Source organism: Bacillus sp. JJ1533 (assembly GCF_036965045.1).
Taxonomy (GTDB): domain Bacteria; phylum Bacillota; class Bacilli; order Bacillales; family Bacillaceae_L; genus Ferdinandcohnia.
The window spans coordinates 79007-101094 of sequence record NZ_JBALOV010000006.1; the positions used below are offsets into that span (position 1 = coordinate 79007).

The following is a 22088-nucleotide window of genomic DNA, read 5'->3' on the forward strand; positions in this document are numbered from 1 at the left end:
ACACAGATTAAACCAATAAACGTGATTTATATCACTCTTTGGGGTCCTCTCTCAAAATATGATAAAGGTGTAGAAGGAAATCAATTACCAAACTAAAAACAAGTTTCAAGGGGGTAAAATTTTATGAACAAGCAAGTAAAATGGTTACTCACATCTTTGATTGGTACTTCAATTATTTTATCTGGTTGTGGAAAGCAAGAAGTAGCAGTAGAAAAGAAAGTTGAGGCAAAAACAACTGCTTCCGAAACAAAGGCTGGGGAGATTATCGCTCCACACAAAGAACTTAACCAAGAACCTGTTCCATTAAAAGTAGAAAGAGTTTCTGAAAATGTTGTAAACGTTGAAATGACTGCACAGATTACTGACATCGAAATTGACAAGGGCTACACCTATAAAGCATGGACCTTTAACGGGGAAGCTCCTGGACCTGTCGTAGTTGTAAACGAAGGTGACACAATTAACTTTACACTTAAAAATATGGATCCTGCTATCCCTCATAGCATGGACTTCCACGCTGTACATGCTTCACCTTCAAAGGATTTCATTGATGTCATGCCAGATGAGAGCGGAACATTTTCTTATCCAGCAAACAAACCGGGAGTTTTCATGTACCACTGTGGTACAAAACCTGTGTTATCACATATTGCAAACGGTATGCACGGAACCATTATTGTAAAACCGAAAGATGGCTATCCAACAGATAACGAGATTGATAAAGAATACCTCATCATTCAAAACGAATGGTATAAATACAATGATTTAGATGACATGACAAACGGTGTACCTAGCCAAGTTGTATTTTCAACTAAAGCTCTTAAAGAAGGAGATTTAAATACAAACGGAGATACTTTCTCATTAAAAGAAACACCACTACTTGCAAAAGTAGGAGACAAAGTTAGACTTTACATTAACAACGTAGGTCCGAACGAAGTAAGTTCTTTCCACGTAGTTGGCACAATCTTTGACGACGTGTATATCGATGGTAACCCATACAATCATATGGAGGGACTGCAAACGGTTATGCTTCCTGCAAGCGGTGGAGCAGTTGTCGAATTTACGGTAATGAAAGAAGGAACATACTCAATCGTTACCCACCAATTTAACCACGTTCAAAAAGGAGCTGCAGCATTGTTAAAGGTAACTGCAGATGGTAAAGATGACGGAAGCACAGCAGCTGGGCATTAAAAAAAGACCATATAAAAAAGCACACAGCTGGCACTTCTTTATAAGGTCAACAAAAAACGTCTAAATAAATTTTAACATAAAAATAGAAAAATAGAAAAAAAGAATCTCGGATTTCCGAGATTCTTTTTATAATTCAAGTCCCTTAAGCTGAACCTAAATACGTTTTTACCAGACTATCATCCCTTAATAAATCTCGTGATTTTCCATGTAACTTCACCTCACCAGCTTGTAAAACATAGGCACGGTCAGATATAGCTAAAGCAGCCATGGCTAATTGCTCGACAACCACAACCGTCTTACCAGATTTCTTCAACTCCAACAAAGTATCGAATATTTGTTTTACAAATATCGGTGATAAACCCATGGATGGCTCATCAAGAATGACCAATTCAGGATCAGACATAAGTGCTCTGGATACAGCCAGCATTTGCTGCTCTCCACCACTTAATGTACCAGCATGCTGCTTTCTTCTCTCCTTAAGCCTTGGAAATCTTTCGTATTCTCTTTCGATAAGCTCTTGAATTTTTTGTTTCTCCTTTCTAATTGTAAATGCACCTAAGATTAGATTATCCTCTACCGACTGATCACCAAAGACCTGACGACCTTGAGGAACATGGGATATACCAAAACCTAAAATTTTATGAGCAGACGTACCATTAATAACATTATCTTTATAAAGGATCGTCCCCTCCTTCACCTTCAACAACCCCGTAATCGCTTTTAATAGAGTGGTTTTTCCAGCCCCATTGGGACCAATAACAGCTACAATTTCACCTTCATTTACTTCCATTGACACATCGCTTAATGCGGTCGCATGACCATAACTAACTGATAGATTTTGTACCTGCAACAAGCTGGTTCACCTCTTCCCCGCCAAGATAGGCATCAATTACCCTCGGATCGTTTTGAATGGTTTCTGGATTACCCTCACAAATTTTCTTACCGAAATCTAGTACTGTAATATAATCACAAATATTCATGACAATATCCATATGGTGCTCAACCAAAATAATAGACAAGCCTGCCTTCTTCAGGCGTCGAATCACATCCATAATTTTTTCAATCTCTTTTGGACTAGCTCCTGCTGCTGGTTCATCTAAAATAAGTAAAGCAGGTTTTAAAGCTAAACCCCTCGCTATTTCAACTAAGCGCTGTTCTCCATAGGGCAAGTCAGACGCTTTTTCATGGGCTCTTTTTTCTAAGCCAACAATTCGTAATAAATCATAGGCTTTTTGTGCATAGTATTGCTCTTCATTTGATACCTGCCCTAGATATAATAGGTTTTTCAGGAAGCCTGTTTTGAAGTGACGATGAAAACCAACCATAACATTTTGTAAAACGCTCATATCTTCAAATAGCTGTAGGTTTTGGAATGTTCTCGTAATTCCTTCTTGCGCAATACTATGGGGAGCATATTTTGTAATGTTCTTACCTTTCCAAAGCATCTTTCCATCAGTCGGCATGTAGACTCCACTTAGGATATTAACCGTAGTGCTTTTACCCGAACCGTTCGGACCAATAATTCCGTGAACAGTTCCAGCTAAAACTTCAACCTCAAGTTCGTCGATCGCTTTTAATCCACCAAAATGCATCGAAATATCTTTGAGCTCTAAAACCTTCCCATTAATCCCTTCAGGTAAATCTAATGTGGCCTTCCCATCATCATGTAAGATTCCCAATTGAGTATTAACTTTTTTACTAGAAAACTTTTTAAAGAAAGAAAGATGATTCAAGGCACCCACGATACCATCGGGTAAAAGGATAAGTGCGATTAATAATATTCCGCCAAAAATCATTAAGTGATAATCTACAAAGTCGTGAAGGAATTGCGGTAACCCAACAATAATCGCAGTACCTATAATAGGACCTATCTTTGTTCCAGACCCTCCGATAATAACCGCAATCAGGAACATAATCGATAAATTCAAATCAAACGTTGTACTACTAATAAACTGGTTTTGAAAAGCAAACAGCCCGCCACCTATCCCCGCTAAAAAGGCGGAGACAGAAAAAGCTAGTATTTTCCAATTTCTTACATTTATCCCTAATACCTCTGAAGCAACTTCACTATTTCCAAAAGCAGTAAATGTCCTGCCAAAACGGCCTCTAAAGATATTCGTAGCGCCTGCTGTAAATATGATAGCTAAAATACCAATAAACCACATATATTGAACAGGTCCAAGCTCAATGCCGAATAGGGATGGGGCAGAAGATCTGATTCCAGCAGGACCGCCCGTGACATCTACCCAGCGGTTCACGATAATACTAACCAATTCTCCAAATGCAATGGTAACCATGGCTAGATAAGGGCCTTTCGCTCGTAAGGACAAAAGAGCTACAATCGCTCCAAACCCTGCAGCTATTAAGCTAGAAATCATAATACTTACGAAGAAATTTAATCCTACTTTCATGGTAAGGATGACTGATAAATAGGCTCCAATCGCATAAAATCCTACATGTCCCAGGGATAGCTGATTGGAGAGTCCCACAAGCAGATTTAATCCAACGATGACAATGTAGGTAATCAAAAATGTCTGTGCAACATGAATGGTATGAGCATTATTAAAAACCCATGGAAACGCGTATATAAGGACGAGTGGGATCACAATTTGATAAATCCACCATTTTGCTTTTATCATATTAAAACTTCTCCTTTACTCGTTTTCCAAATAACCCTTGAGGAAGGACAGCCAATATGACAAGAATTAAAAAGAACGCAGCAGCTTCTTTCATGGATGTACTATACAAAGTAAAGAGATTTTCTAATACACCTAGTAAAAGTCCTCCGATAAATATACCTCGCGGATTCTCGATACCACCAATAATTGCAACAGCAAATGCTTTTAATCCAAGGAAAAGACCAATAAAAGCACCAGGATGTACCATAGGTCCTACTAAGACACCACCTACTCCAGCTAGGATCCCAGCTATTACAAATGCAATGGAAGCCATTAATCGGGGATTGATTCCCATTAATGAAGCGGCCTCTTTGTTAAAGGCAACCGCTTCAAGCGCCTTTCCAAATAATGATTTCTTTAAGAAGACGTACAGTAGCAACATGATAACGACTGCACTTACCAGTACAAATATTTCATGATAACGGATTTTAAAGATACCTAGATCTAAAATAGCGCGCCCAAATGGAGATGGGGCCATCAAAACATCTCTACCCCATATAAGCATGGCTACGTTTCTCACGATCATCGCAACGGCCACAGTACTTAAAATCCAACCAATGGAATGCCAACTTCTTAATGGTCGGATCGCGACTTGTTCCAATGCCCAACCAGAAATACCAAGTATGACAATTACCAATAGCAATGACGCTAGAAAGGCAATCCATACACCTCCACCTGAAGCTGTTATTGTAGTAAAGGTGGATAATCCAATAAGAGAACCAAGCATGACAAAGTCACCTTGACCAAAGTTCATCGTCTTAGTCGTGATAAACGTAATATAATATCCTTGGGCAATGATTGCATAAATGCTTCCATAAACTAACCCATTAATAATGGCTTTTACTATATCCATTAATTCCAAAGCAAACGCCCCCTTGTGATAAACTGCAAAAATCAAGTTATGGTCAAAAGGTTATAATTAAGATGTTCTAGCTCCAGGCGCCATCGGCTCGAGGTCTTAAGCCAATCGCTTCGGAAGGTAAAAGGCACCTTCTGTCAGCGCTCGTCTTAAGCTTGACTTGCACAGGAAGTGCTGACATCGACGTTCGCCACAGGACGTGGCGGTAGTTAGTCGATGTTCTCCAAGGCAGGCGCCTTGGGCTTTTCTTACTCTGCTGCAACAATTTGTAAATCGTCGTTATACTTAGCAATGAATACCTCGTCAATACCAAATGCTTCATGGTTATCCTTGGTAAAAGCTGCCGGCTTAATTGCTGTTACCCCTTCAAAGTCCGTAAATGATTCAATTTGATCACGAATTTTCTCACTATCTAAGCCAACCTTTTTTATCGCATCTAGGATGAGTTTTGCACTGTCATATCCTTGTGCCGTAGCAATAGGGAATACATCTTCACCGTACGTTTCCATTACCTTTTCATGGAATTTTTTTGCTGCTTCATTTTGATCAATTGTATATGACTGTACAAAAAATAGGTCTTCCTTCACAAGATCTCCAACTAGATTTAAAACGGTAGGGTCACCTGTAGCCCATGTCGCGTAAATAGGAGCATCCAATCCTTCATTGAAACGAGCTTCAAGTAATTTTGCTGACTGTGGTGCAAGCCCGTAGAAGATAACGGCTTCCACCCCTGCATTGTTCATATCACGAATCGAGGGCTCGAGATTCAATTCTTTTGGATCAAAGGCTGAAATGACAGTCGGTTCCATATTGTAAACTTCCTTCATTTGCTTAACGATATCTTCCCTGCCACCTTGCCCATATCCTTCCGTATCATGGATGACGCCAAGTTTTGTAAGTCCTTGTTTATCAATAAGCTCTTTTAAAATCGCAGACACTTGAACCCCATCTAGAGGAGCCACACGGAAAATATAGTTTTTATCAGCATCTTTATATTCTTGTGTGATTTGGGTCCCTGTAGCTACTGGTATAACTTCAGGAATTTTTGCCTCTTGAGTAAATTGAATGTGAGCCATGGCATTCCCAGAGTTTGCAGGTCCAATTAAGGCAACAATATTATCTTGATTAATTAATTTTTGAACAACCTCTACAGACTTTTCTGGTTTTGCTTCATCATCATATAAGACAAGATTTGCATTTTGTCCTTCAAAGCCGCCATCATCGTTAAACTCTTTAATCGCTAGCTCCACACCCCTTTTTACGCCTTCACCAAATAGAGCTGTTCCACCTGACATAGAAATGGCTAACCCAACGTTAAAAGTTTCCTTAGCTGAAGAATCCCCAGAATTACTATCACCTGTGGAACCAGTTTCCTCTATCTTGGGACTACATCCTACTAAAATAGTAAATAAGAACATAAAGCCTACTAGAAAGATTACAGCTGATTTTTTCAAAATCGTTCCCTCCTCTTTTTAATAAACCTCAAAGATTAACGCCTTTTTAAAACGGCGTTATGTATGAATTTTTATTGGACCGTGTAGCCACCATCAATAACAATCTCCTGTCCAGTAATTCCGTTAGCTTTTTCACCCGCTAAGAAAATAGCATAATCAGAGATTTCTTTGACATGTAATAAGCGCTTCTGTGGTACAAGCGGATAAATTACTTCCTCAAGTACATTTTCTAACTCTACATTTCTCGTCTTTGCTAAGTCAGTTAATTGATTTCGCACAAGTGGAGTGTCTACATACCCAGGACAAATGGCGTTAACGGTGATTCCGTATTCTGCCCCCTCTAAAGCTGCAACCTTTGTCAACCCATTCAATCCATGCTTCGCGCTATTGTAAGCAGCCTTCCCTGCAAAACCAACTAAACCATTAATTGAGGACATATTAATGACACGTCCAAATCCTTGTTTTTTCATGACAGGAAATACATGCTTTGTAGCAATAAATGGACCTGTTAGCATCACCTTGAGTAGTAATTCAAATCGTTCGGTTGGAAAATCCTCAATGGTAGAAACATGCTGTAAACCTGCATTATTAATTAAAATATCAATACTTCCATACGTATTAATGGTATGATTTATTGAAGATATGATTTCTTGCTCTTTGGTTACATCACATCCAATCCCGATAACTTCTAGTCCACGATTCTTCATAGAATTAGCAGTCTCTTTTACCGCTTCTACATTCAGATCACTGATTACTACTCTTGCACCTTCTTTTGCAAATGCTTTGGCCAATTCCAGACCTATTCCACTAGCTGCACCCGTAATAAAAACAACTTTATTGTCTAGTGTTTTTTCTTTAGTTTGATCCAAAACAACAATCCCCCCAATGGAATGCTAGTAAAACTGCAACCTTGTAGTCTCCATCATTAATTATTTGAAGGGCATGCCTTCATATATCACTTTTCTCCTTTCTGTTACTACTTTTTCAATCTATTTATTATCATTGCAAAATTCGTGCCAATTTTTGGGAGAATCTCTGGACACCACGTAAATACCACATTTCTTTATTTTTTATGTTGACTATGATCTATATTTTTTATTGTAATTATTGTTCAATTCTAAAAACATTGAAAATTAATAAAAATAACGTCGCAATACTGCAACGTTATTTGTTCATATGGTTACTGTAGCAATCGCTTACAATTTGTCTCAATTATGCGACACGTCTCATTACTGCAACACTATTAGGAAGTTAACAAACCATATTTCTCCAACTTTCGATATAAGCTAGCTCTATGGATACCTAACATCGCTGCCGCTTCAGACCGAATCCCCTCACTAGCCTTTAAAGCGCGGATGATTGCCTCTTTTTCAGCCCTTTCCACCTCTTCTTCAAGAGAGAAGGAGAGGGAAGAAACCTTTGAATGTCTTTCAACATGTTCTAGTAAATAAGGGGGAAGGTGCTCTAAACAGATTTCCGGACCATTATCTGCAATATGAAGTGCTCGCTCAATGACATTTTGCATTTCCCTCACATTCCCCGGCCACTTATAACGACTAAATAAATCTTCTACATTTGTGTGAAAGCTGCTAATGCTTTTACCAAGCTCATTATTTAGTTGACCCAAAATGAGATGTGCTGTAGTAATGATATCTTTGCCTCGCTCCCTCAAAGGTGGAATCATGATTTGAATCACGTTTAAACGGTAATAAAGATCTTCCCGGAACTCCCCTTTTTTAACCATTTCCTCGAGCGGACGATTTGTTGCTGAAATTAATCTGATGTCAATCTGATTCGTCTGACTGCCGCCAATCCTTTGAATTTCTTTTTCCTGTAAGACTCGTAATAGCTTTACCTGCATATCGAGAGGCATATCGCCGACTTCATCAAGAAATAACGTTCCACCTTGGGCCTGTTCAATCTTTCCAGTTTTTCCACCCTTTTTCGCTCCAGAAAATGCACCCTCCTCATAACCAAAGAGTTCCGATTCTAATAAACTTGCTGGGATGGCGGCGCAATTAAGGCATATAAGCGGACCCTCAGAACGGTTACTGGCTTCATGAATTGCATGTGCAAACAATTCCTTGCCTGTTCCACTTTCCCCTCTAATCAATACCGTTGACCGACTATTGGCCACATTCAAGGCTAAATCTTTTACTTCTTTCATTCGTTCATGCTCACCAATAATCTGGTCAAACGAATATTTGGATCCTTGCACTTTTTTCAATTCTGGTTTATATAAGTCCAGCTTGCTATCGACTACGTTTAGGCGCTGAACCAATGATTTTAACTCGTTAATATCCGTATATAATACCTTGCCTATAGCCCCAACAACCTTTCCCTCTTTCCAAATAGGGGTGCGCATGACGATAATACTCTTATCCTTTACGATCATAAAGGAGCCAATTTCGGATTGTCCTGTTTCTACGACAATATGCATTCGTGTATTTTCGATTACTTCCTTGACGTGCTTGCCAATCACCTCTTCCACTTTAACACCGAGGAACTCGCAGTAGGTTTGATTCATCATTGTGATTAGCCCCTGCCTATCAATCATGATAACCCCGTCATATAACAGTTCGATTATTTCCTTTAACTGTTCTACCTCTTTTTCCTTTTGCTCAAGCAGATTTAGAGTATGCTTCAATTCTTGTGAAATGCTATGATTAATCACGCCTAACCTCCTCTTTTAGATCCTATATTAAAAATACATTCGACAGGAGTCAGAATATTCCTTCAAAAACAACCCAGGCTTTGTTTTAGTAGAAAATGTAAAAAAGACCCGATACATAAAATATGTATCAGGCCTTTGCACTTAGTACAATATTGCTTTTTTCTTTTAGTTTCTTGTCATAAATAACCGTTGTGAATATCGAAACAATTAATAATACGGCTAGCACCGTAAATAACATGCTCATTCCCCATAAGTCAACGAGCAGACCCCCAAGAACAGGTCCAATCATTCTGCCACCGGTAGCCGTACTGTTAACAATTCCTTGATAAAAACCTTCTCTTCCTTTTGGCGCAAGGTCATTGGCGATCGTTGGAACGGCTGGCCAAACAAACATTTCACCAATAGTTAAAATAATCATCGCCACTAAAAATCCGCTAAATGAGTTTGCAGCTGAGACAATGAGAAACGAACAAATAAAAATAAGGATACCAATGATGATTTGTTTTTTTAAGGATTTTGCAAAAGTTTTTATTGCTACTTTCAGCAACGGCTGTCCGAGAACAATTAATCCACCATTTACTGTCCATAGTAAGCTATATTGTTTTAACGTAATGCCGATATCCTGTGTATAGCTTGAAATTGTGGCTTGCCATTGCACATAGGCGACCCAACAGAGGACATAACCGATACAAAGAATGAACAATGCAGTTAATTTCGAGCGGTTTTTTACCGTTTTAGATTGTTCAAGGATGCTTGATTGGTTTCCTTTTTCAGCATGAATTCCCCGATAACCAAATAATGCGACTAAGAAGAAGAGGACATACATGAGTGTGTTTGCCATAAAAATATAATCAAATGAGTAGGATGCAACAAAACCTCCAAGTCCTGAGCCAATCGCTACACCAAGGTTCTGTGCGACATAAACGGCATTAAACGACTTTCTTCCACCCTCTGGCCAAACAGCCCCGGCCATCGCGAACATGGCGGGAAACACCATCCCTGTACCGAAGCCAATGATGGTAAGAAAAAGAACATAATGAGGCCAACCGTGATAAAAGGTCAGTCCTGTAAGAGCCACCAACGAAATCAAGATACCTGCTAGAATTGACTTGTATCCTCCAATTTTATCAAAAAGGACGCCACCCACTAAATTTCCAATAACAGTTGCACCCGCATTAACCATTAACACAAGACCTGCAACAGATAATGATTTTCCTAAATGGCCATGAATATAAATGGCATTTAACGGCCATAAAAAAGATGAACCAGTCACATTAATAATCATCCCGATAATGATCATCCAAAGCGCTCTCGGCATACGGGCACCTCCCTTTTCCATTTCGAATTTACATATCAAAATTATTCTATTCCTTGCGGCACGTATAATCAATTTAAAAAAGTATTCCGATAAAATGGACAAGTACTACCCGGGGGGATTCATTGAAAATGGTTGCTATGTGTACGAGTTTTGCAAGGGTGGTGTACATGGATGACATAAAGTAAAAAACCGACAAGCGATATCTACTTGTCGGTTTAATGTTTATTCTGGGCGCTGTTTTGATTTTACTGGCTGCCCTTTTTTTAGGTATTTTTGCTTGGATTTTTTTACAGGATCAAAATCCTGTCCGAATTCCACATCATTGCTATTTTTCCCATTTTTCGTTTTTTGCTCAGGATTGTTTTGATCAGAACGTTTTTTCATATCTTCATCCCCTACATCTTATACTCTTGAATGATATTTGCGTCTAAAATCATATCATTTTGGAGTTGCTGCAATTGAAGTCGCATCCGGTGTAATTGCTCACGTTGCTGGTCATTACAGCTTTGAGCTAACTTTGCCAATTCGTTTGTAACTTCTTCCAATTGCAATTGTGCATCCGTATACTCTGTTGCATTATAAGCTTCTTGCCTTCTAGCCGCGGTAATTTGCTCCTGTGCATTACGCAAAGAATCTTCACAACGCTGTAAAAATGCCTCTACAGATTGTCGAGTAGCCATTCTTCCCCTCCTACATTCGAAATGAGAAGCTAAAGCTTTCTCACTTATAGTTTGTTCATCCTTTATTTCTTTTCTCAGAAAAGTTATTACCAATTATCAAGCCCACAGGAAGTAGGGCACAAAGGATGTTGCCACAGGATGTAGCGTTCTTAGTCTTTGATCTTCGAATTTTCCATTTGAGTTCTTTAAAGAGTGCATGTTAAACTTTAACATAGGTATTTTTCTTAGTTAGGAGGGGCGAATAAATGCCTCAGAATAATCCATTTTTATATTCAACAGATACTAAACGATATCATACATGGAATTATCACTTACGAAATACGTTTGGACATAAGGTATTTAAATTAGCTCTTGATGGAGGGTTTGACTGCCCAAATCGAGATGGTACAGTTGCACATGGGGGCTGTACTTTTTGTAGTGTTTCGGGATCTGGCGATTTTGCTGGAAACCGTGCGGATGATATTCTTACACAATTTCATACGATAAAAAATAAAATGCATGAAAAATGGAAAGACGGTAAATATATGGCCTATTTCCAAGCCTTCACAAATACCCACGCACCCGTTGAGGTATTGCGCGAACGATTCGAGCCTGTATTAAATCAAGAAGGAGTTGTCGGTATTTCCATTGCAACAAGACCTGATTGTCTTCCCGAGGATGTTGTAGAATATTTAGCAGAGCTAAATGAACGGACCTATCTTTGGATCGAGCTCGGCTTGCAAACCGTACATGAAAAAACAGCTCAGCTTATCAATCGTGCTCATGACTTTAAATGCTATGTCGATGGGGTTAATAAGCTTCGCAAACATAATATTCGAATTTGTTCCCATATAATTAATGGACTGCCACAAGAAACACCAGAAATGATGATGGAGACAGCTAAAGAAGTGGCGAAGCTTGATGTGCAAGGAATCAAAATTCATTTGCTACATTTATTAAAAGGTACGCCAATGGTAAAGCAATATGAAAAAGGGCTTTTGGAATTCCTATCTTTTGATGAATATGTACAATTAGTTTGTGACCAGCTTGAAATTTTACCCCCTGAAATGATTGTTCACCGCATAACAGGTGATGGACCAATCGATTTAATGGTAGGACCGATGTGGAGTGTGAATAAATGGGAGGTTCTAAATACAATCGATTCTGAACTAAAACGGCGAAATAGCTATCAAGGAAAATATTATAAGGCTGAGGAAAACGTATGAAACTAGATCGAATTCTTCCATTTGCCCGGAATTTACTAAAACATGCTGTTAATGAGGGCGATTATGCCGTTGATGCAACGATCGGTAATGGCCACGACACTGCGTTCCTTGCCTCTTTAGTGGGTAAAAGTGGACGTGTTTTCGGCTTTGATATTCAAAAAGAAGCGGTTGAAAATACAACTTCCCGTCTCAAAGATGAAGAGTTATTGGATTGTGTTAGCTTGTTTCATGAAAGCCATAATCAAATGTTAACGACAATCCCAACAGAAGCCCATGGCAAAATTGCAGGTGCCGTCTTTAATCTGGGATATCTGCCTGGTGGCAACAAGGAAATTGTCACAAAGCCAGATTCCACGATTGAAGCGATTGAGCAATTACTATCTCTTATGAAACCTGAAGGTGTTATTGTCCTTGTTGTCTATCACGGTCATCAAGAAGGGGCTCTTGAACGAGATCGTCTGATAGAGTATTGTTCAACACTTGATCAAAATCGTGCCCATGTACTAATGTACCGATTTATGAATCAAATGAATAATCCGCCGTTTATTATCGCAATCGAAAAAAGATAGAGCACCAAAATGCTTTACGTTGTTTCAATGTCTAGCTCCAGGCGCCGATAAGCGGGCGCCTGGAGCTTTTCTTATCCAAATACATGCTGAAATTTGCGGTAAGCCCGTCCATTCACATAAAAGAAAAAGGACGTCTTCCCGCCAAGCCTAATCATTTTTTTTGCAATTTTTAAGACACTTCGCTGTGTTCGAACCTTTTCATCTGATAAATAGAGACCAAGTAAGCCACGATTGATCATTCGATGGAATTTTTCATTTGGCAAACCGGCTGTATGCTTATCCGCTTCATTGATAAAATGTTTAAGGCGGTCGACTAGCTCGTTTTCATGTGAATAGTAAAAACAGAAGTTTAAATCCCCACCCTGGCGGTCCTCTTCTTGATCAATGAAATAATCGAGAAGGATGTGGAGCCCTTGTATGTAAGGAAAGTAACCATTTCGAACTTTAACCGCAATTTCTTCTTTGAATTCCTCATGAAACGCGTAAGCAACTAAGCAAAAAATGCCCAGTGTTGAACCAGAGCAAGCTGAGAATTCATACCATGCCATACTTGGAAGATGATCTTGATGGCTTTTAAACCAGCTCTCGAGCCTCGGTACACGCTCTTCTACTTTTACATGCTTATGTATTTGAAGGTCACAATAATAACTGGCTAGCTCCTGTAAATAATCAGCTATTTTATCGTAATGTTTAATGTTTTGAAGAACATCCTGACAGGTTTTAACTAGGCTTTCTAAGTAGCCACCATCATCCTGCTCATCGCGGTATTGATAATAATTTTTTGTTGGCTGCCCTGGCTGTAATGCATCCGGCATGGAATCATGAAGTGAACGGAAATCAACAGGGTCTAATGAGGTGCTGCGGTCACAGAGATTATCTAGATAGTCACTAATCGTTTGATACGCAACAATAAAACGAATACATTCCTCTATTTTTCCTTCTGAAAGTAAAGCAAGGATAGATCCGCCTTCACAGTGAAAGGTTTTTGAATCGATACTTGCCAAGGCCTGCTTGCGAAGCTCTTCATTTGGTATCTCCTCCGCTTTCCTTTTCCAAACCGCTAATTCACGATGGACAATTGGAAATACCTCACTATACACTTTCTTCATTAAACTAATTGGTTGTGTTGGAACCATAGATATCACCTCTAAATTTTAGCAACATCGATAATATGTCAATTTACGATACTTATGAAAGTTGATACACTAACCTTAATTGATTTTTTATCGAATATCAAACAATTAAGAAAGGATGTACCTATTATGATTTATCCATACAAAGGGAAATATCCTGAAATTGCAGACACTGTATTCATTGCTGATTACGCAACTGTCACGGGGGACGTAAAAATTGGGGAAGAAACAAATATATGGTTTAATACCGTTATCCGGGGTGATGTGGCACCAACTTTGATTGGAAAAAGAGTAAGCATTCAAGACAATTCGACCCTGCATCAAAGTCCAAACAATCCTTTGATAATCGAAGATGATGTCACAATTGGACATCAGGTGATTCTCCATAGCTCAATTATCCGTAAAAATGCCCTAATCGGGATGGGTTCGATTATTCTGGATGGGGCTGAGATTGGCGAAGGTGCCTTTATTGGGGCTGGAAGCCTTGTTCCACAAGGTAAAAAAATCCCACCAAACACACTTGCCTTTGGGAGACCTGCTAAAGTAATTCGTGAACTAAACGACGACGATAAGAAGGACATGGCGAGAATTCGCCGTGAATATGTGGAAAAAGGTAAGCATTATAAACAATTACAAAAAGAAAAGTGAACGGCGCCTTGAACTCGACACTAAAAAATGAAGTAAGAACCAAAAAGCTCACCAAATCGGTGAGCTTTTTTATCTTATTTTACAGCCTGTGCTTTGAGTGTTTCTGCTTTGTCGGTACGCTCCCATGGCAGATCGAGATCGTTTCTGCCAAAGTGACCATATGCAGCAGTTTGCTTATAGATTGGACGACGAAGATCCAGCATATTAATAATACCAGCAGGACGTAAATCAAAATTGTTTCGAACCAATTCTACAAGTACATCCTCAGACACTGTACCAGTTCCAAATGTATCAACAGAAATAGATACTGGTTGTGCAACACCGATTGCATACGCAAGCTGCACTTCACATTTATCAGCTAAGCCCGCCGCAACAAGGTTTTTCGCAACATAACGCGCAGCATATGCAGCAGAACGGTCAACTTTCGTTGGATCCTTACCTGAGAATGCGCCACCACCATGACGTGCATAACCACCATACGTATCAACAATGATTTTACGGCCAGTTAAGCCAGCATCACCTTGTGGACCGCCAATTACGAAACGCCCAGTTGGGTTAATAAAATATTTTGTATTTTCATCAATTAATTCACTTGGAACTACTGGATTGATGACATGTTCTTTTAGATTACGTTGAATTTGTTCTAATGAGATTTCCGGATGGTGCTGAGTTGAAATAACAATTGTGTCAATTCTGACTGGATTATTATTTTCATCGTACTCAACAGTAACTTGAGTTTTTCCATCAGGACGTAAGTATGGAAGAATCTCATCTTTACGAACCTTCGTCAATCGGCGTGACAGCTTGTGAGCCAATGAAATTGGAAGAGGCATTAACTCTTTCGTTTCATTACAAGCATAACCAAACATTAAGCCTTGGTCCCCTGCACCAATTGCTTCGATTTGTGCGTCTGTCATTTGACCTTCACGAGCTTCTAACGCTTGGTCAACCCCCATCGCAATATCTGGAGATTGCTCATCGATCGATGTTAAAACTGCACATGTTTCATAGTCAAATCCGTATTTTGCACGAGTATAACCAATCTCTTTAATCGTTTCACGGACAATCTTTGGGATATCTACATATGTAGAGGTTGTAATTTCTCCCGCAACAAGTACAAGACCTGTAGTAACAGAAGTTTCACACGCTACGCGTGCATTTGCATCATTTGCTAAGATGGCATCTAAAATAGAATCTGAAATTTGGTCACAGATTTTATCTGGATGGCCTTCCGTAACAGACTCAGAAGTAAATAAACGGCGTCTAGTTGTCACAAACGCTTCCTCCTTTTTCGGATTCAGAATTTGATAATCTTCAAATTCTGACATTCATTGATACGGTACTCATTCCCTTAGTATTGTTACCTTCACGATTTTCTATCCTATATTAACCTTCTAGTATAATACAGCATACGTTGAGTAGTTATCTGTGATGTACACAAATAAACGCTATAAGTAACATGATTAAAACATGAATGGTTCTCATAACAGAAATAAAAAACCTTCCCTGCTTATTTGAGGAAAGGTATTATCATTTATCTCGCCTTTCACTCTTATCGATCAAGGTCATGCCTTGCTCAGGTTAGCACCTTATCACTTTTTGAAAAGGAGACCTATTATTTATAGGTTTCACAAAAATTCATTTGCCATGCAAGAAAAGTGATGGTTGCCGGGTTTCATTGGGCCTGTCCCTCCGCCAGCTCGGGATAAGAGAGTATCCGTTCAATGAAATATCATAACGCAGTCATCCTTTTCATGTCAACCTAATTTCAATAAAATTTGATATTGAAGTGTATCACGCTAATTTATGAAAAAGACAAATTTTAAAAACAAATGGATTATAAAGAACTATTTTAGATTATGCACGCACTTTTTATACATATGTTACGTAAAATACGTTAAATAGTATAGACTATTTTTATTAATGTGTTATACTAATTGTAAAATTTGATTATATAAAAAAAAATAAAGGATGGTTTTACATGAATTCAGTTGAAGTTTCAAATGAGCAGCTATTAGAATTAGTGAATGGAAAAAATGCACTTCATAACCTATCTGTTCCTATTTTAGTTGAAAAAGTACTCGCTAGACAAGAGGGAATCCTTACTTCGACTGGGGCTGTATGTGCAACTACCGGGAAATACACAGGAAGATCACCAGAAGACAAATACATCGTAGAAGAAGCATCTACGAAGGATCGAATAGACTGGGGTAAGGTAAATAAACCTATTTCTGAAGCTGTATTTGAAAACCTTTACACAAAGGTACTTTCATACTTGAAGGAAAAAGATGAAATTTTTATATTCAATGGGTATGCAGGAGCTGATAAAAAAGTACGTATGCCAATTCAAGTGATCAACGAATATGCGTGGCATAATCTATTTTCGCAGCAAATGTTTGTTCGGCCAACCGAAGAAGATTTAAAAACACATCAACCTGAATTCACAGTCATTAGTGCACCAAATTTCAAAGCAGACCCGGAAACCGATGGCACAAACTCTGAAACCTTCATTATTATTTCCTTCGAAAAAAGAACTGTTTTAATAGGAGGCACAGAGTATGCTGGTGAAATAAAAAAATCAATCTTCTCTGTGATGAACTATGTACTTCCTGAGCAAAATATTCTGTCCATGCACTGCTCTGCAAATGTAGGCCAAGAAGGGGATGTTGCACTTTTCTTTGGTCTATCTGGAACAGGAAAAACGACTCTTTCTGCCGATCCAAAACGTCGTCTAATTGGAGACGATGAGCACGGTTGGTCTAGCTCTGGCGTATTTAATATAGAAGGTGGCTGCTATGCGAAATGCATCAATCTTTCACGTGAAAAGGAACCCCAAATTTTTGACGCGATTCGCTTTGGCTCTGTTTTAGAAAATGTCATTGTAGATGAAGAATCGAGAATTGCAGATTATGATAATAATTCACTAACTGAAAATACAAGAGCTGCCTACCAAATCGATAATATTGATAATATTATCGTACCGAGTATAGCAGGTCACCCGAATACCATCGTATTCCTAACAGCAGATGCCTTCGGTGTATTACCTCCGATTAGCAAGCTAACAAAAGAACAAGCGATGTACCATTTCTTAAGTGGGTATACGAGTAAGCTTGCAGGAACTGAACGAGGAGTTACAGCACCAGAAGCGACATTTTCAACTTGCTTTGGTTCTCCTTTTCTTCCACTTGCTGCAACTGAGTATGCCGAAATGCTTGGAAGAAAGATTGATGAGCACAATGTTCAAGTATTCTTAGTCAATACTGGCTGGACTGGCGGAGAGTATGGAGTTGGAAACCGCATGAAGCTATCATATACGCGCGCAATGGTTCAAGCAGCTTTAGAAGGCGAACTTACTCATGCTGAGACCGTGAAAAATGATATTTTTGGATTAGAAATCCCGATTCATATTCCAGGTGTTCCTGATGATGTGCTTCAACCAGCAAAAACATGGGCGGACCAAAGTACGTACTATGTAAAAGCAAAAGAATTGGCTTTAAAATTCAAAGAAAATTTCAAAAAATTCTCCAATGTTCCAAAGGAAATTGAACAATTGGGCGGACCTAGAATTTAAATGAATAAGCTTTTAAGCTCGAGGTAATCATCCCTCGAGCTTTTTCGTTTTTGATTCCCTTGTTTTCAACCATTCCGTTAAGCGTCTCACTGTTTCTCGGTTCTCGTGAGGCGGAAAATAGTGAGTATGTTGTGGAAAGTACCAACTCTCTACCTCTTTTCCAAGCTCCCTTACCCTTTTTTCTAATCGATAGGCATGATTGACAGATACATTTTTATCTTTTTCTCCATGAATAATGAGCACTGGGGCTTCAAGCTTTTCAATTTCATACAATGGTGTCCTCCATTTATAACGTTCCGGATATTTTGTAGGCGTTCCTCCAATCACCCGCTTCAGCATCCGCCGCAAATCATTTCGTTCTACATACGTAAGGCTTAAATCGCTTACGCCTCCCCATGAAACGACGGAACAAATTTGAGGTTGATAAATCGCTGTTAAGAGGGCCATCACGCCTCCACGTGAGAAACCAAAAACATGGATTCTCGTTGGATTGACTTTTTCATGTTCTTCCAATACTTTCACAGCAGAAAAAGCGTCATATCTGTCATGTCCAGCGAAATCCTCATTCCCCTCTCCTCCTTGATTTCCCCGATAAAAAGGGGCCATTACGACAAAGCCTTCTGAGGCAAATTGAATGATCCGGCCAATTCGAACCTTACCTACATTTTTAATGCCACCGCGCAAATATAAGAACCCGTCATATACTCCTTCTTCCTTCGGCTCAGCAAGATAGCCTTTAATTTTTAAACCTTTGCTCAGATATGTAATTAAATAAAGATTAATTGCAGGATTAGGAGACGGAAATCTTTGCTTTTCAATAATTGTGCCATCCACTATTTTATCCTTCCTCTCTACTACATTATTTTAGAAAAATCTTTTAAAATATCCTCATAAAAAAAGAAAAAATAGGCATTCACACATTTTTGTCACGTTTCATAATCTATCTTAGAAATTACTAACGCAGATAATCATCTGTCAAGGAGGAAAGAAGATATGCGTCGTTTTTTTGCTAGCCTTTTTGCATTACTGCTTATTATCCCATTAGCCGCTTGTAATAATGAACAAGTTCAAAAAATACGAATTGCCGAGGTAACACGTTCTGTGTTTTATGCACCTCAGTATGTGGCTATCACAGAAGGATTTTTTGAAGAAGAGGGCTTAGAAATAGAATTAACAACCGTACCAGGTGGAGATAAAACCATGACCGCGTTAATTTCCGGCGGTGCTGATGTGGCTTTAGTTGGTTCTGAAACATCCATTTATGTGGAAGCACAAGGCTCAACCGACCCTGTCATTAACTTCGCTGCCCTTACCCAAACGGACGGTACATTTTTAGTGGCTAGAGAAAATATTGAAAACTTTAGCTGGGACCAAGTTAAAGATAGTACATTCCTTGGCCAACGTAAAGGCGGAATGCCTCAAATGGTTGGGGAATTTGTATTAAAAAAGCATGACATTGACCCTCATAGCGATTTGAATCTCATTCAAAACATTGACTTCGCGAACATTTCAAGTGCTTTTGCTTCTGGAACGGGTGAGTTCGTTCAATTATTTGAACCAACTGCTAGTCTCTTTGAAAAAGAAGGGCGTGGCTATATTGTCGCTTCCTTCGGTGAAGAATCTGGGAAAGTTCCATATACAACGTTTATGACAAAGCAGAGTTTTATTGATGACCACGGTGATACTGTTGAAAAGTTTACACGTGCAGTCTATAAGGCACAGCAATGGGTAGATTCACATAGTCCAGAAGAAATTGCAAAATCCGTGCAAGAATTCTTCCCAGATACACCACTTGATTTAATCACGTCCTCTATTGAACGCTATAAAAACCAAGGATCCTACGCAACAAACCCTGTTTTGTCAGAGGAAGCTTGGAATAACTTACAGGACATCATGGATGAAGCTGGTGAATTACCGAAGAGAATTGACTATGACACGCTTGTTAACACAAGTATTGCAGAAAAAGTTACTTCAAAATAGGAGTGTTACTATGAGCTTTTTGTCTATAAAAGATATACACCATGTTTATTTTACAAAGGATTCTACAACGAAAGCACTCGAAGATATTTCACTCACAATCGAGGAAGGGGAATTCGTCTCCATCCTCGGCCCTAGTGGGTGTGGAAAAACAACATTACTCTCCATTATTGCTGGGTTATTAGAACCGACATATGGAGAGGTTTTGATAGAAGGAAAAATGATTAAACAAGCAAAGTCTGATATTGGTTATATGCTGCAGCAGGACTATTTGTTTCCATGGAAGACCATTGAGGAGAACATCTTAGTTGGCTTGCAAATCATGAACCAAGAAACTGAACAATCAAGAAAAAATACTTTGGCCTTACTTGAAGAAATCGGTTTAAAAGGGATAGAAATTGCATATCCAAAACAGCTTTCAGGCGGGATGAGACAAAGGGCTGCCTTGGTTCGAACCCTTGCGACAAACCCAAAAATTCTCCTTTTAGATGAACCGTTCTCAGCATTAGACTTTCAAACCAAACTGAAATTAGAAGATCTCGTTTCAGATACACTAAAGGAATACCGCAAAACAGCCATTCTTGTTACACATGATATCGGTGAGGCCATTGCCATGAGTGACCGAATTTACCTCCTTTCGAAAAGTCCAGGAAAAATTGCTAAAGTATTTGATATTCCAGAACCATTGCGGAAAGAGACCCCATTTGATGCAAGACAGCACCCAGAGTATTCAAATATTTTTCAGCAAATATGGGAGGAGCTAGATAAACTTGAAACAAAATCTGAACATTAAAGACCTGCACAATAATTACTTACAGTCGATTAAAAAAGAAAAAAAGCTGGTTCGTTTTTATCAAATCTTGATATTTATTGTCTTTTTCGGAATATGGGAGCTTGCAAGTCAATTACATTGGATTGACCCATTGATTTTTAGTGCTCCATCAAAGATTTGGTCTCTCTTTTTAGATAAAATCAACGATGGGTCATTGTTAAATAATCTTGCGGTTACATTGTTCGAAACGGTTCTTGGTTTTATTTTAGGGACAGTCTTAGGGGCATTGATTGCGGGGATCTTATGGTGGTCAGAGCGTCTATCAAATATCCTTGATCCCTATTTAGTGGTGCTAAATGCGATGCCAAAGGTTGCGCTAGGCCCCATTTTAATCGTTGCATTAGGAACAGGTTATCTTTCAATTATTGCGATGGGAGCCATTATTTCCATCATTATCACAACGATTGTCGTCTACACCTCGTTTAAAGAAGTAGATTATAACTATATTAAAGTCTTGTTAACATTTGGTGCCAATCGGAAACAAATTTTCCGAAATGTAATCCTTCCCTCATCCTTCCCAGCAATTATTTCAACACTAAAAGTAAATGTTGGTTTATCATGGGTCGGTGTTATTGTTGGAGAATTTCTCGTATCAAAGCAAGGGCTAGGCTACCTCATTATTTACGGTTTCCAGGTATTCAATTTCACACTAATCTTCCTAAGCTTATTATTAATCGCCATTTGTGCAACTCTCATGTACCAAGGCGTCGAATTTCTCGAAAGAAAGCTAATCAAAGACTCCAAATAAAAAAGCTCTTCTAGTTGATGCTAGGGAGCTTTCTTCGTTTTTATGTAATTTTCTACGTATTCAATGCTACGAGGCAAGACATCATCCTTCATGATAAAGCTATAGCGGCGATCAGACTTAATCGTATTGAAAGGAAGTTCCTTTAACAGAACAGGACCCTTCGTTTCAAAATAATCCTTCTTCTCAAGAAGCCGTTTAATTTCGGCATAATAAATATTTTTGATAATGGTCTTCCCTTTTCCGTTGACCTTATATTGCCCAATATATTGTAGTTCCGAAACTTCTGCTCCCGTCTCCTCCATTACCTCACGTTTCGCTGCAGCCTCAGGTGTTTCGCCCTCTTCCACTTTACCACCAGGAAATTCAAGCCCACGTTCAGAATGATTGGTTAATAGCCAATCGTCCTTGTAGCGACAAATCACCCACACATGCTTAGGGTAAGTGGAAAATGGATCTGGCGTAAACGATAAATTTACTTCATTATGATACATATCTTGAAAAACAATCATATTGGTAGTCTCCATTAATAGTGGTTTTTTATTATAATAACATAAAAA

The 22088-nt window shown here is 38.9% G+C and carries 21 protein-coding genes and 1 riboswitch; of the genes, 8 read left to right on the forward strand and 13 right to left on the reverse strand.

Going from position 1 to position 22088, the window contains the following annotated elements; translation table 11 throughout:
- Nucleotides 1–123: 123 nt before the first annotated feature.
- Nucleotides 124–1185 (forward strand): multicopper oxidase domain-containing protein, encoded by a 1062-nt coding sequence (locus V7138_RS03940; protein WP_335394458.1) that lies wholly within the window; start codon nt 124–126, stop codon nt 1183–1185.
- Between the two features lie 142 nt (nt 1186–1327).
- Here the strand turns inward: V7138_RS03940 and V7138_RS03945 are convergent, their stop codons facing one another.
- From V7138_RS03945 to V7138_RS03985, 9 genes are all read right to left on the reverse strand, one after another.
- A complete protein-coding gene (locus V7138_RS03945) occupies nt 1328–2038 on the reverse strand; it encodes an ABC transporter ATP-binding protein (RefSeq protein WP_335394459.1) in 711 nt (236 codons plus the stop codon).
- Entirely contained in the window at nt 2010–3824 is a 1815-nt protein-coding gene (locus tag V7138_RS03950; RefSeq protein WP_335394460.1) for a branched-chain amino acid ABC transporter ATP-binding protein/permease, read from the reverse strand. The genes V7138_RS03945 and V7138_RS03950 overlap by 29 nt, the downstream gene beginning before the upstream one ends.
- 1 nt (nt 3825) lies before the next feature.
- Nucleotides 3826–4716: a branched-chain amino acid ABC transporter permease gene (locus V7138_RS03955; RefSeq protein ID WP_335394507.1), complete on the reverse strand. Its 891-nt coding sequence runs from the start codon at nt 4714–4716 to the stop codon at nt 3826–3828.
- A 254-nt stretch (nt 4717–4970) separates the two neighbouring features.
- Complete coding sequence (locus tag V7138_RS03960) at nt 4971–6176, reverse strand: ABC transporter substrate-binding protein (protein WP_335394461.1); 1206 nt, start codon at nt 6174–6176, stop codon at nt 4971–4973.
- Nucleotides 6177–6247: 71 nt separating this feature from the next.
- Nucleotides 6248–7045: a 3-hydroxybutyrate dehydrogenase gene (locus V7138_RS03965; protein WP_335394462.1), complete on the reverse strand. Its 798-nt coding sequence runs from the start codon at nt 7043–7045 to the stop codon at nt 6248–6250.
- A gap of 374 nt (nt 7046–7419) precedes the next feature.
- Complete coding sequence (locus V7138_RS03970) at nt 7420–8850, reverse strand: sigma-54 interaction domain-containing protein (protein WP_335394463.1); 1431 nt, start codon at nt 8848–8850, stop codon at nt 7420–7422.
- A 127-nt stretch (nt 8851–8977) separates the two neighbouring features.
- Nucleotides 8978–10168 (reverse strand): MDR family MFS transporter, encoded by a 1191-nt coding sequence (locus V7138_RS03975; protein WP_335394464.1) that lies wholly within the window; start codon nt 10166–10168, stop codon nt 8978–8980.
- Nucleotides 10169–10390: 222 nt separating this feature from the next.
- Nucleotides 10391–10552: a glycogen biosynthesis protein GlgD gene (locus tag V7138_RS03980; protein WP_335394465.1), complete on the reverse strand. Its 162-nt coding sequence runs from the start codon at nt 10550–10552 to the stop codon at nt 10391–10393.
- 11 nt (nt 10553–10563) lie between these two features.
- Entirely contained in the window at nt 10564–10848 is a 285-nt protein-coding gene (locus V7138_RS03985) for a YtzC family protein (protein ID WP_335394466.1), read from the reverse strand.
- A gap of 245 nt (nt 10849–11093) precedes the next feature.
- Between V7138_RS03985 and V7138_RS03990 the strand changes: the two genes are divergently transcribed.
- On the forward strand, nt 11094–12053 hold the full coding sequence (locus tag V7138_RS03990) for a TIGR01212 family radical SAM protein (RefSeq protein ID WP_335394467.1): 960 nt from the start codon (nt 11094–11096) through the stop codon (nt 12051–12053).
- On the forward strand, nt 12050–12622 hold the full coding sequence (locus tag V7138_RS03995) for a class I SAM-dependent methyltransferase (RefSeq protein ID WP_335394468.1): 573 nt from the start codon (nt 12050–12052) through the stop codon (nt 12620–12622). Before V7138_RS03990 ends, V7138_RS03995 begins: the two co-directional genes overlap by 4 nt.
- Before the next feature lie 71 nt (nt 12623–12693).
- On the opposite strand, the gene V7138_RS04000 is transcribed toward V7138_RS03995, so the two are convergent.
- Complete coding sequence (locus tag V7138_RS04000; protein ID WP_335394469.1) at nt 12694–13758, reverse strand: tetraprenyl-beta-curcumene synthase family protein; 1065 nt, start codon at nt 13756–13758, stop codon at nt 12694–12696.
- A gap of 126 nt (nt 13759–13884) precedes the next feature.
- Between V7138_RS04000 and V7138_RS04005 the strand changes: the two genes are divergently transcribed.
- Nucleotides 13885–14403, forward strand: coding sequence for a gamma carbonic anhydrase (locus V7138_RS04005; protein WP_335394470.1), 519 nt, complete (start codon nt 13885–13887; stop codon nt 14401–14403).
- Nucleotides 14404–14477: 74 nt separating this feature from the next.
- On the opposite strand, the gene metK is transcribed toward V7138_RS04005, so the two are convergent.
- On the reverse strand, nt 14478–15677 hold the full coding sequence (gene metK / locus V7138_RS04010; RefSeq protein WP_335394471.1) for a methionine adenosyltransferase: 1200 nt from the start codon (nt 15675–15677) through the stop codon (nt 14478–14480).
- 275 nt (nt 15678–15952) lie between these two features.
- Nucleotides 15953–16115, reverse strand: a riboswitch (SAM riboswitch).
- 269 nt (nt 16116–16384) lie between these two features.
- On the opposite strand from metK, the gene pckA reads away from it, so the two are divergent.
- A complete protein-coding gene (gene pckA, locus V7138_RS04015) occupies nt 16385–17974 on the forward strand; it encodes a phosphoenolpyruvate carboxykinase (ATP) (RefSeq protein WP_335394472.1) in 1590 nt (529 codons plus the stop codon).
- A gap of 27 nt (nt 17975–18001) precedes the next feature.
- Here pckA and V7138_RS04020 read toward each other — a convergent pair whose 3' ends face one another.
- Nucleotides 18002–18808, reverse strand: coding sequence for an alpha/beta hydrolase family protein (locus V7138_RS04020; RefSeq protein ID WP_335394473.1), 807 nt, complete (start codon nt 18806–18808; stop codon nt 18002–18004).
- Nucleotides 18809–18967: 159 nt separating this feature from the next.
- Here V7138_RS04020 and V7138_RS04025 point away from each other — a divergent pair, with 159 nt between their 5' ends.
- From V7138_RS04025 to V7138_RS04035, 3 genes are read left to right on the forward strand one after another with little or no spacing between them, the layout of a single operon-like run.
- Entirely contained in the window at nt 18968–19954 is a 987-nt protein-coding gene (locus V7138_RS04025; protein WP_335394474.1) for an ABC transporter substrate-binding protein, read from the forward strand.
- A gap of 10 nt (nt 19955–19964) precedes the next feature.
- Nucleotides 19965–20744 carry an ABC transporter ATP-binding protein gene (locus V7138_RS04030; protein WP_335394475.1) on the forward strand — a complete coding sequence of 260 codons (780 nt, stop codon included), beginning with the start codon at nt 19965–19967 and terminating at the stop codon, nt 20742–20744.
- The gene (locus tag V7138_RS04035; protein WP_335394476.1) at nt 20722–21531 is read left to right on the forward strand and encodes an ABC transporter permease; all 810 of its coding nucleotides are present in this window, start codon (nt 20722–20724) and stop codon (nt 21529–21531) included. Before V7138_RS04030 ends, V7138_RS04035 begins: the two co-directional genes overlap by 23 nt.
- Nucleotides 21532–21551: 20 nt before the next feature.
- Here V7138_RS04035 and ytkD read toward each other — a convergent pair whose 3' ends face one another.
- Complete coding sequence (gene ytkD, locus V7138_RS04040) at nt 21552–22040, reverse strand: RNA deprotection pyrophosphohydrolase (protein ID WP_335394477.1); 489 nt, start codon at nt 22038–22040, stop codon at nt 21552–21554.
- Nucleotides 22041–22088: the final 48 nt, after the last annotated feature.

Coding starts and splice junctions, on each gene's coding strand:
- V7138_RS03940 (WP_335394458.1), top strand. CDS start 124: ATGAACAAGCAAGTAAAATGGTTACTCACATCTTTGATTGGTACTTCA.
- V7138_RS03950 (WP_335394460.1), bottom strand. CDS start 3,824: ATGATAAAAGCAAAATGGTGGATTTATCAAATTGTGATCCCACTCGTC.
- V7138_RS03955 (WP_335394507.1), bottom strand. CDS start 4,716: ATGGATATAGTAAAAGCCATTATTAATGGGTTAGTTTATGGAAGCATT.
- V7138_RS03975 (WP_335394464.1), bottom strand. CDS start 10,168: ATGCCGAGAGCGCTTTGGATGATCATTATCGGGATGATTATTAATGTG.
- V7138_RS03980 (WP_335394465.1), bottom strand. CDS start 10,552: ATGAAAAAACGTTCTGATCAAAACAATCCTGAGCAAAAAACGAAAAAT.
- V7138_RS03985 (WP_335394466.1), bottom strand. CDS start 10,848: ATGGCTACTCGACAATCTGTAGAGGCATTTTTACAGCGTTGTGAAGAT.
- V7138_RS03990 (WP_335394467.1), top strand. CDS start 11,094: ATGCCTCAGAATAATCCATTTTTATATTCAACAGATACTAAACGATAT.
- V7138_RS03995 (WP_335394468.1), top strand. CDS start 12,050: ATGAAACTAGATCGAATTCTTCCATTTGCCCGGAATTTACTAAAACAT.
- V7138_RS04000 (WP_335394469.1), bottom strand. CDS start 13,758: ATGGTTCCAACACAACCAATTAGTTTAATGAAGAAAGTGTATAGTGAG.
- V7138_RS04005 (WP_335394470.1), top strand. CDS start 13,885: ATGATTTATCCATACAAAGGGAAATATCCTGAAATTGCAGACACTGTA.
- pckA (WP_335394472.1), top strand. CDS start 16,385: ATGAATTCAGTTGAAGTTTCAAATGAGCAGCTATTAGAATTAGTGAAT.
- V7138_RS04025 (WP_335394474.1), top strand. CDS start 18,968: ATGCGTCGTTTTTTTGCTAGCCTTTTTGCATTACTGCTTATTATCCCA.
- V7138_RS04030 (WP_335394475.1), top strand. CDS start 19,965: ATGAGCTTTTTGTCTATAAAAGATATACACCATGTTTATTTTACAAAG.
- ytkD (WP_335394477.1), bottom strand. CDS start 22,040: ATGATTGTTTTTCAAGATATGTATCATAATGAAGTAAATTTATCGTTT.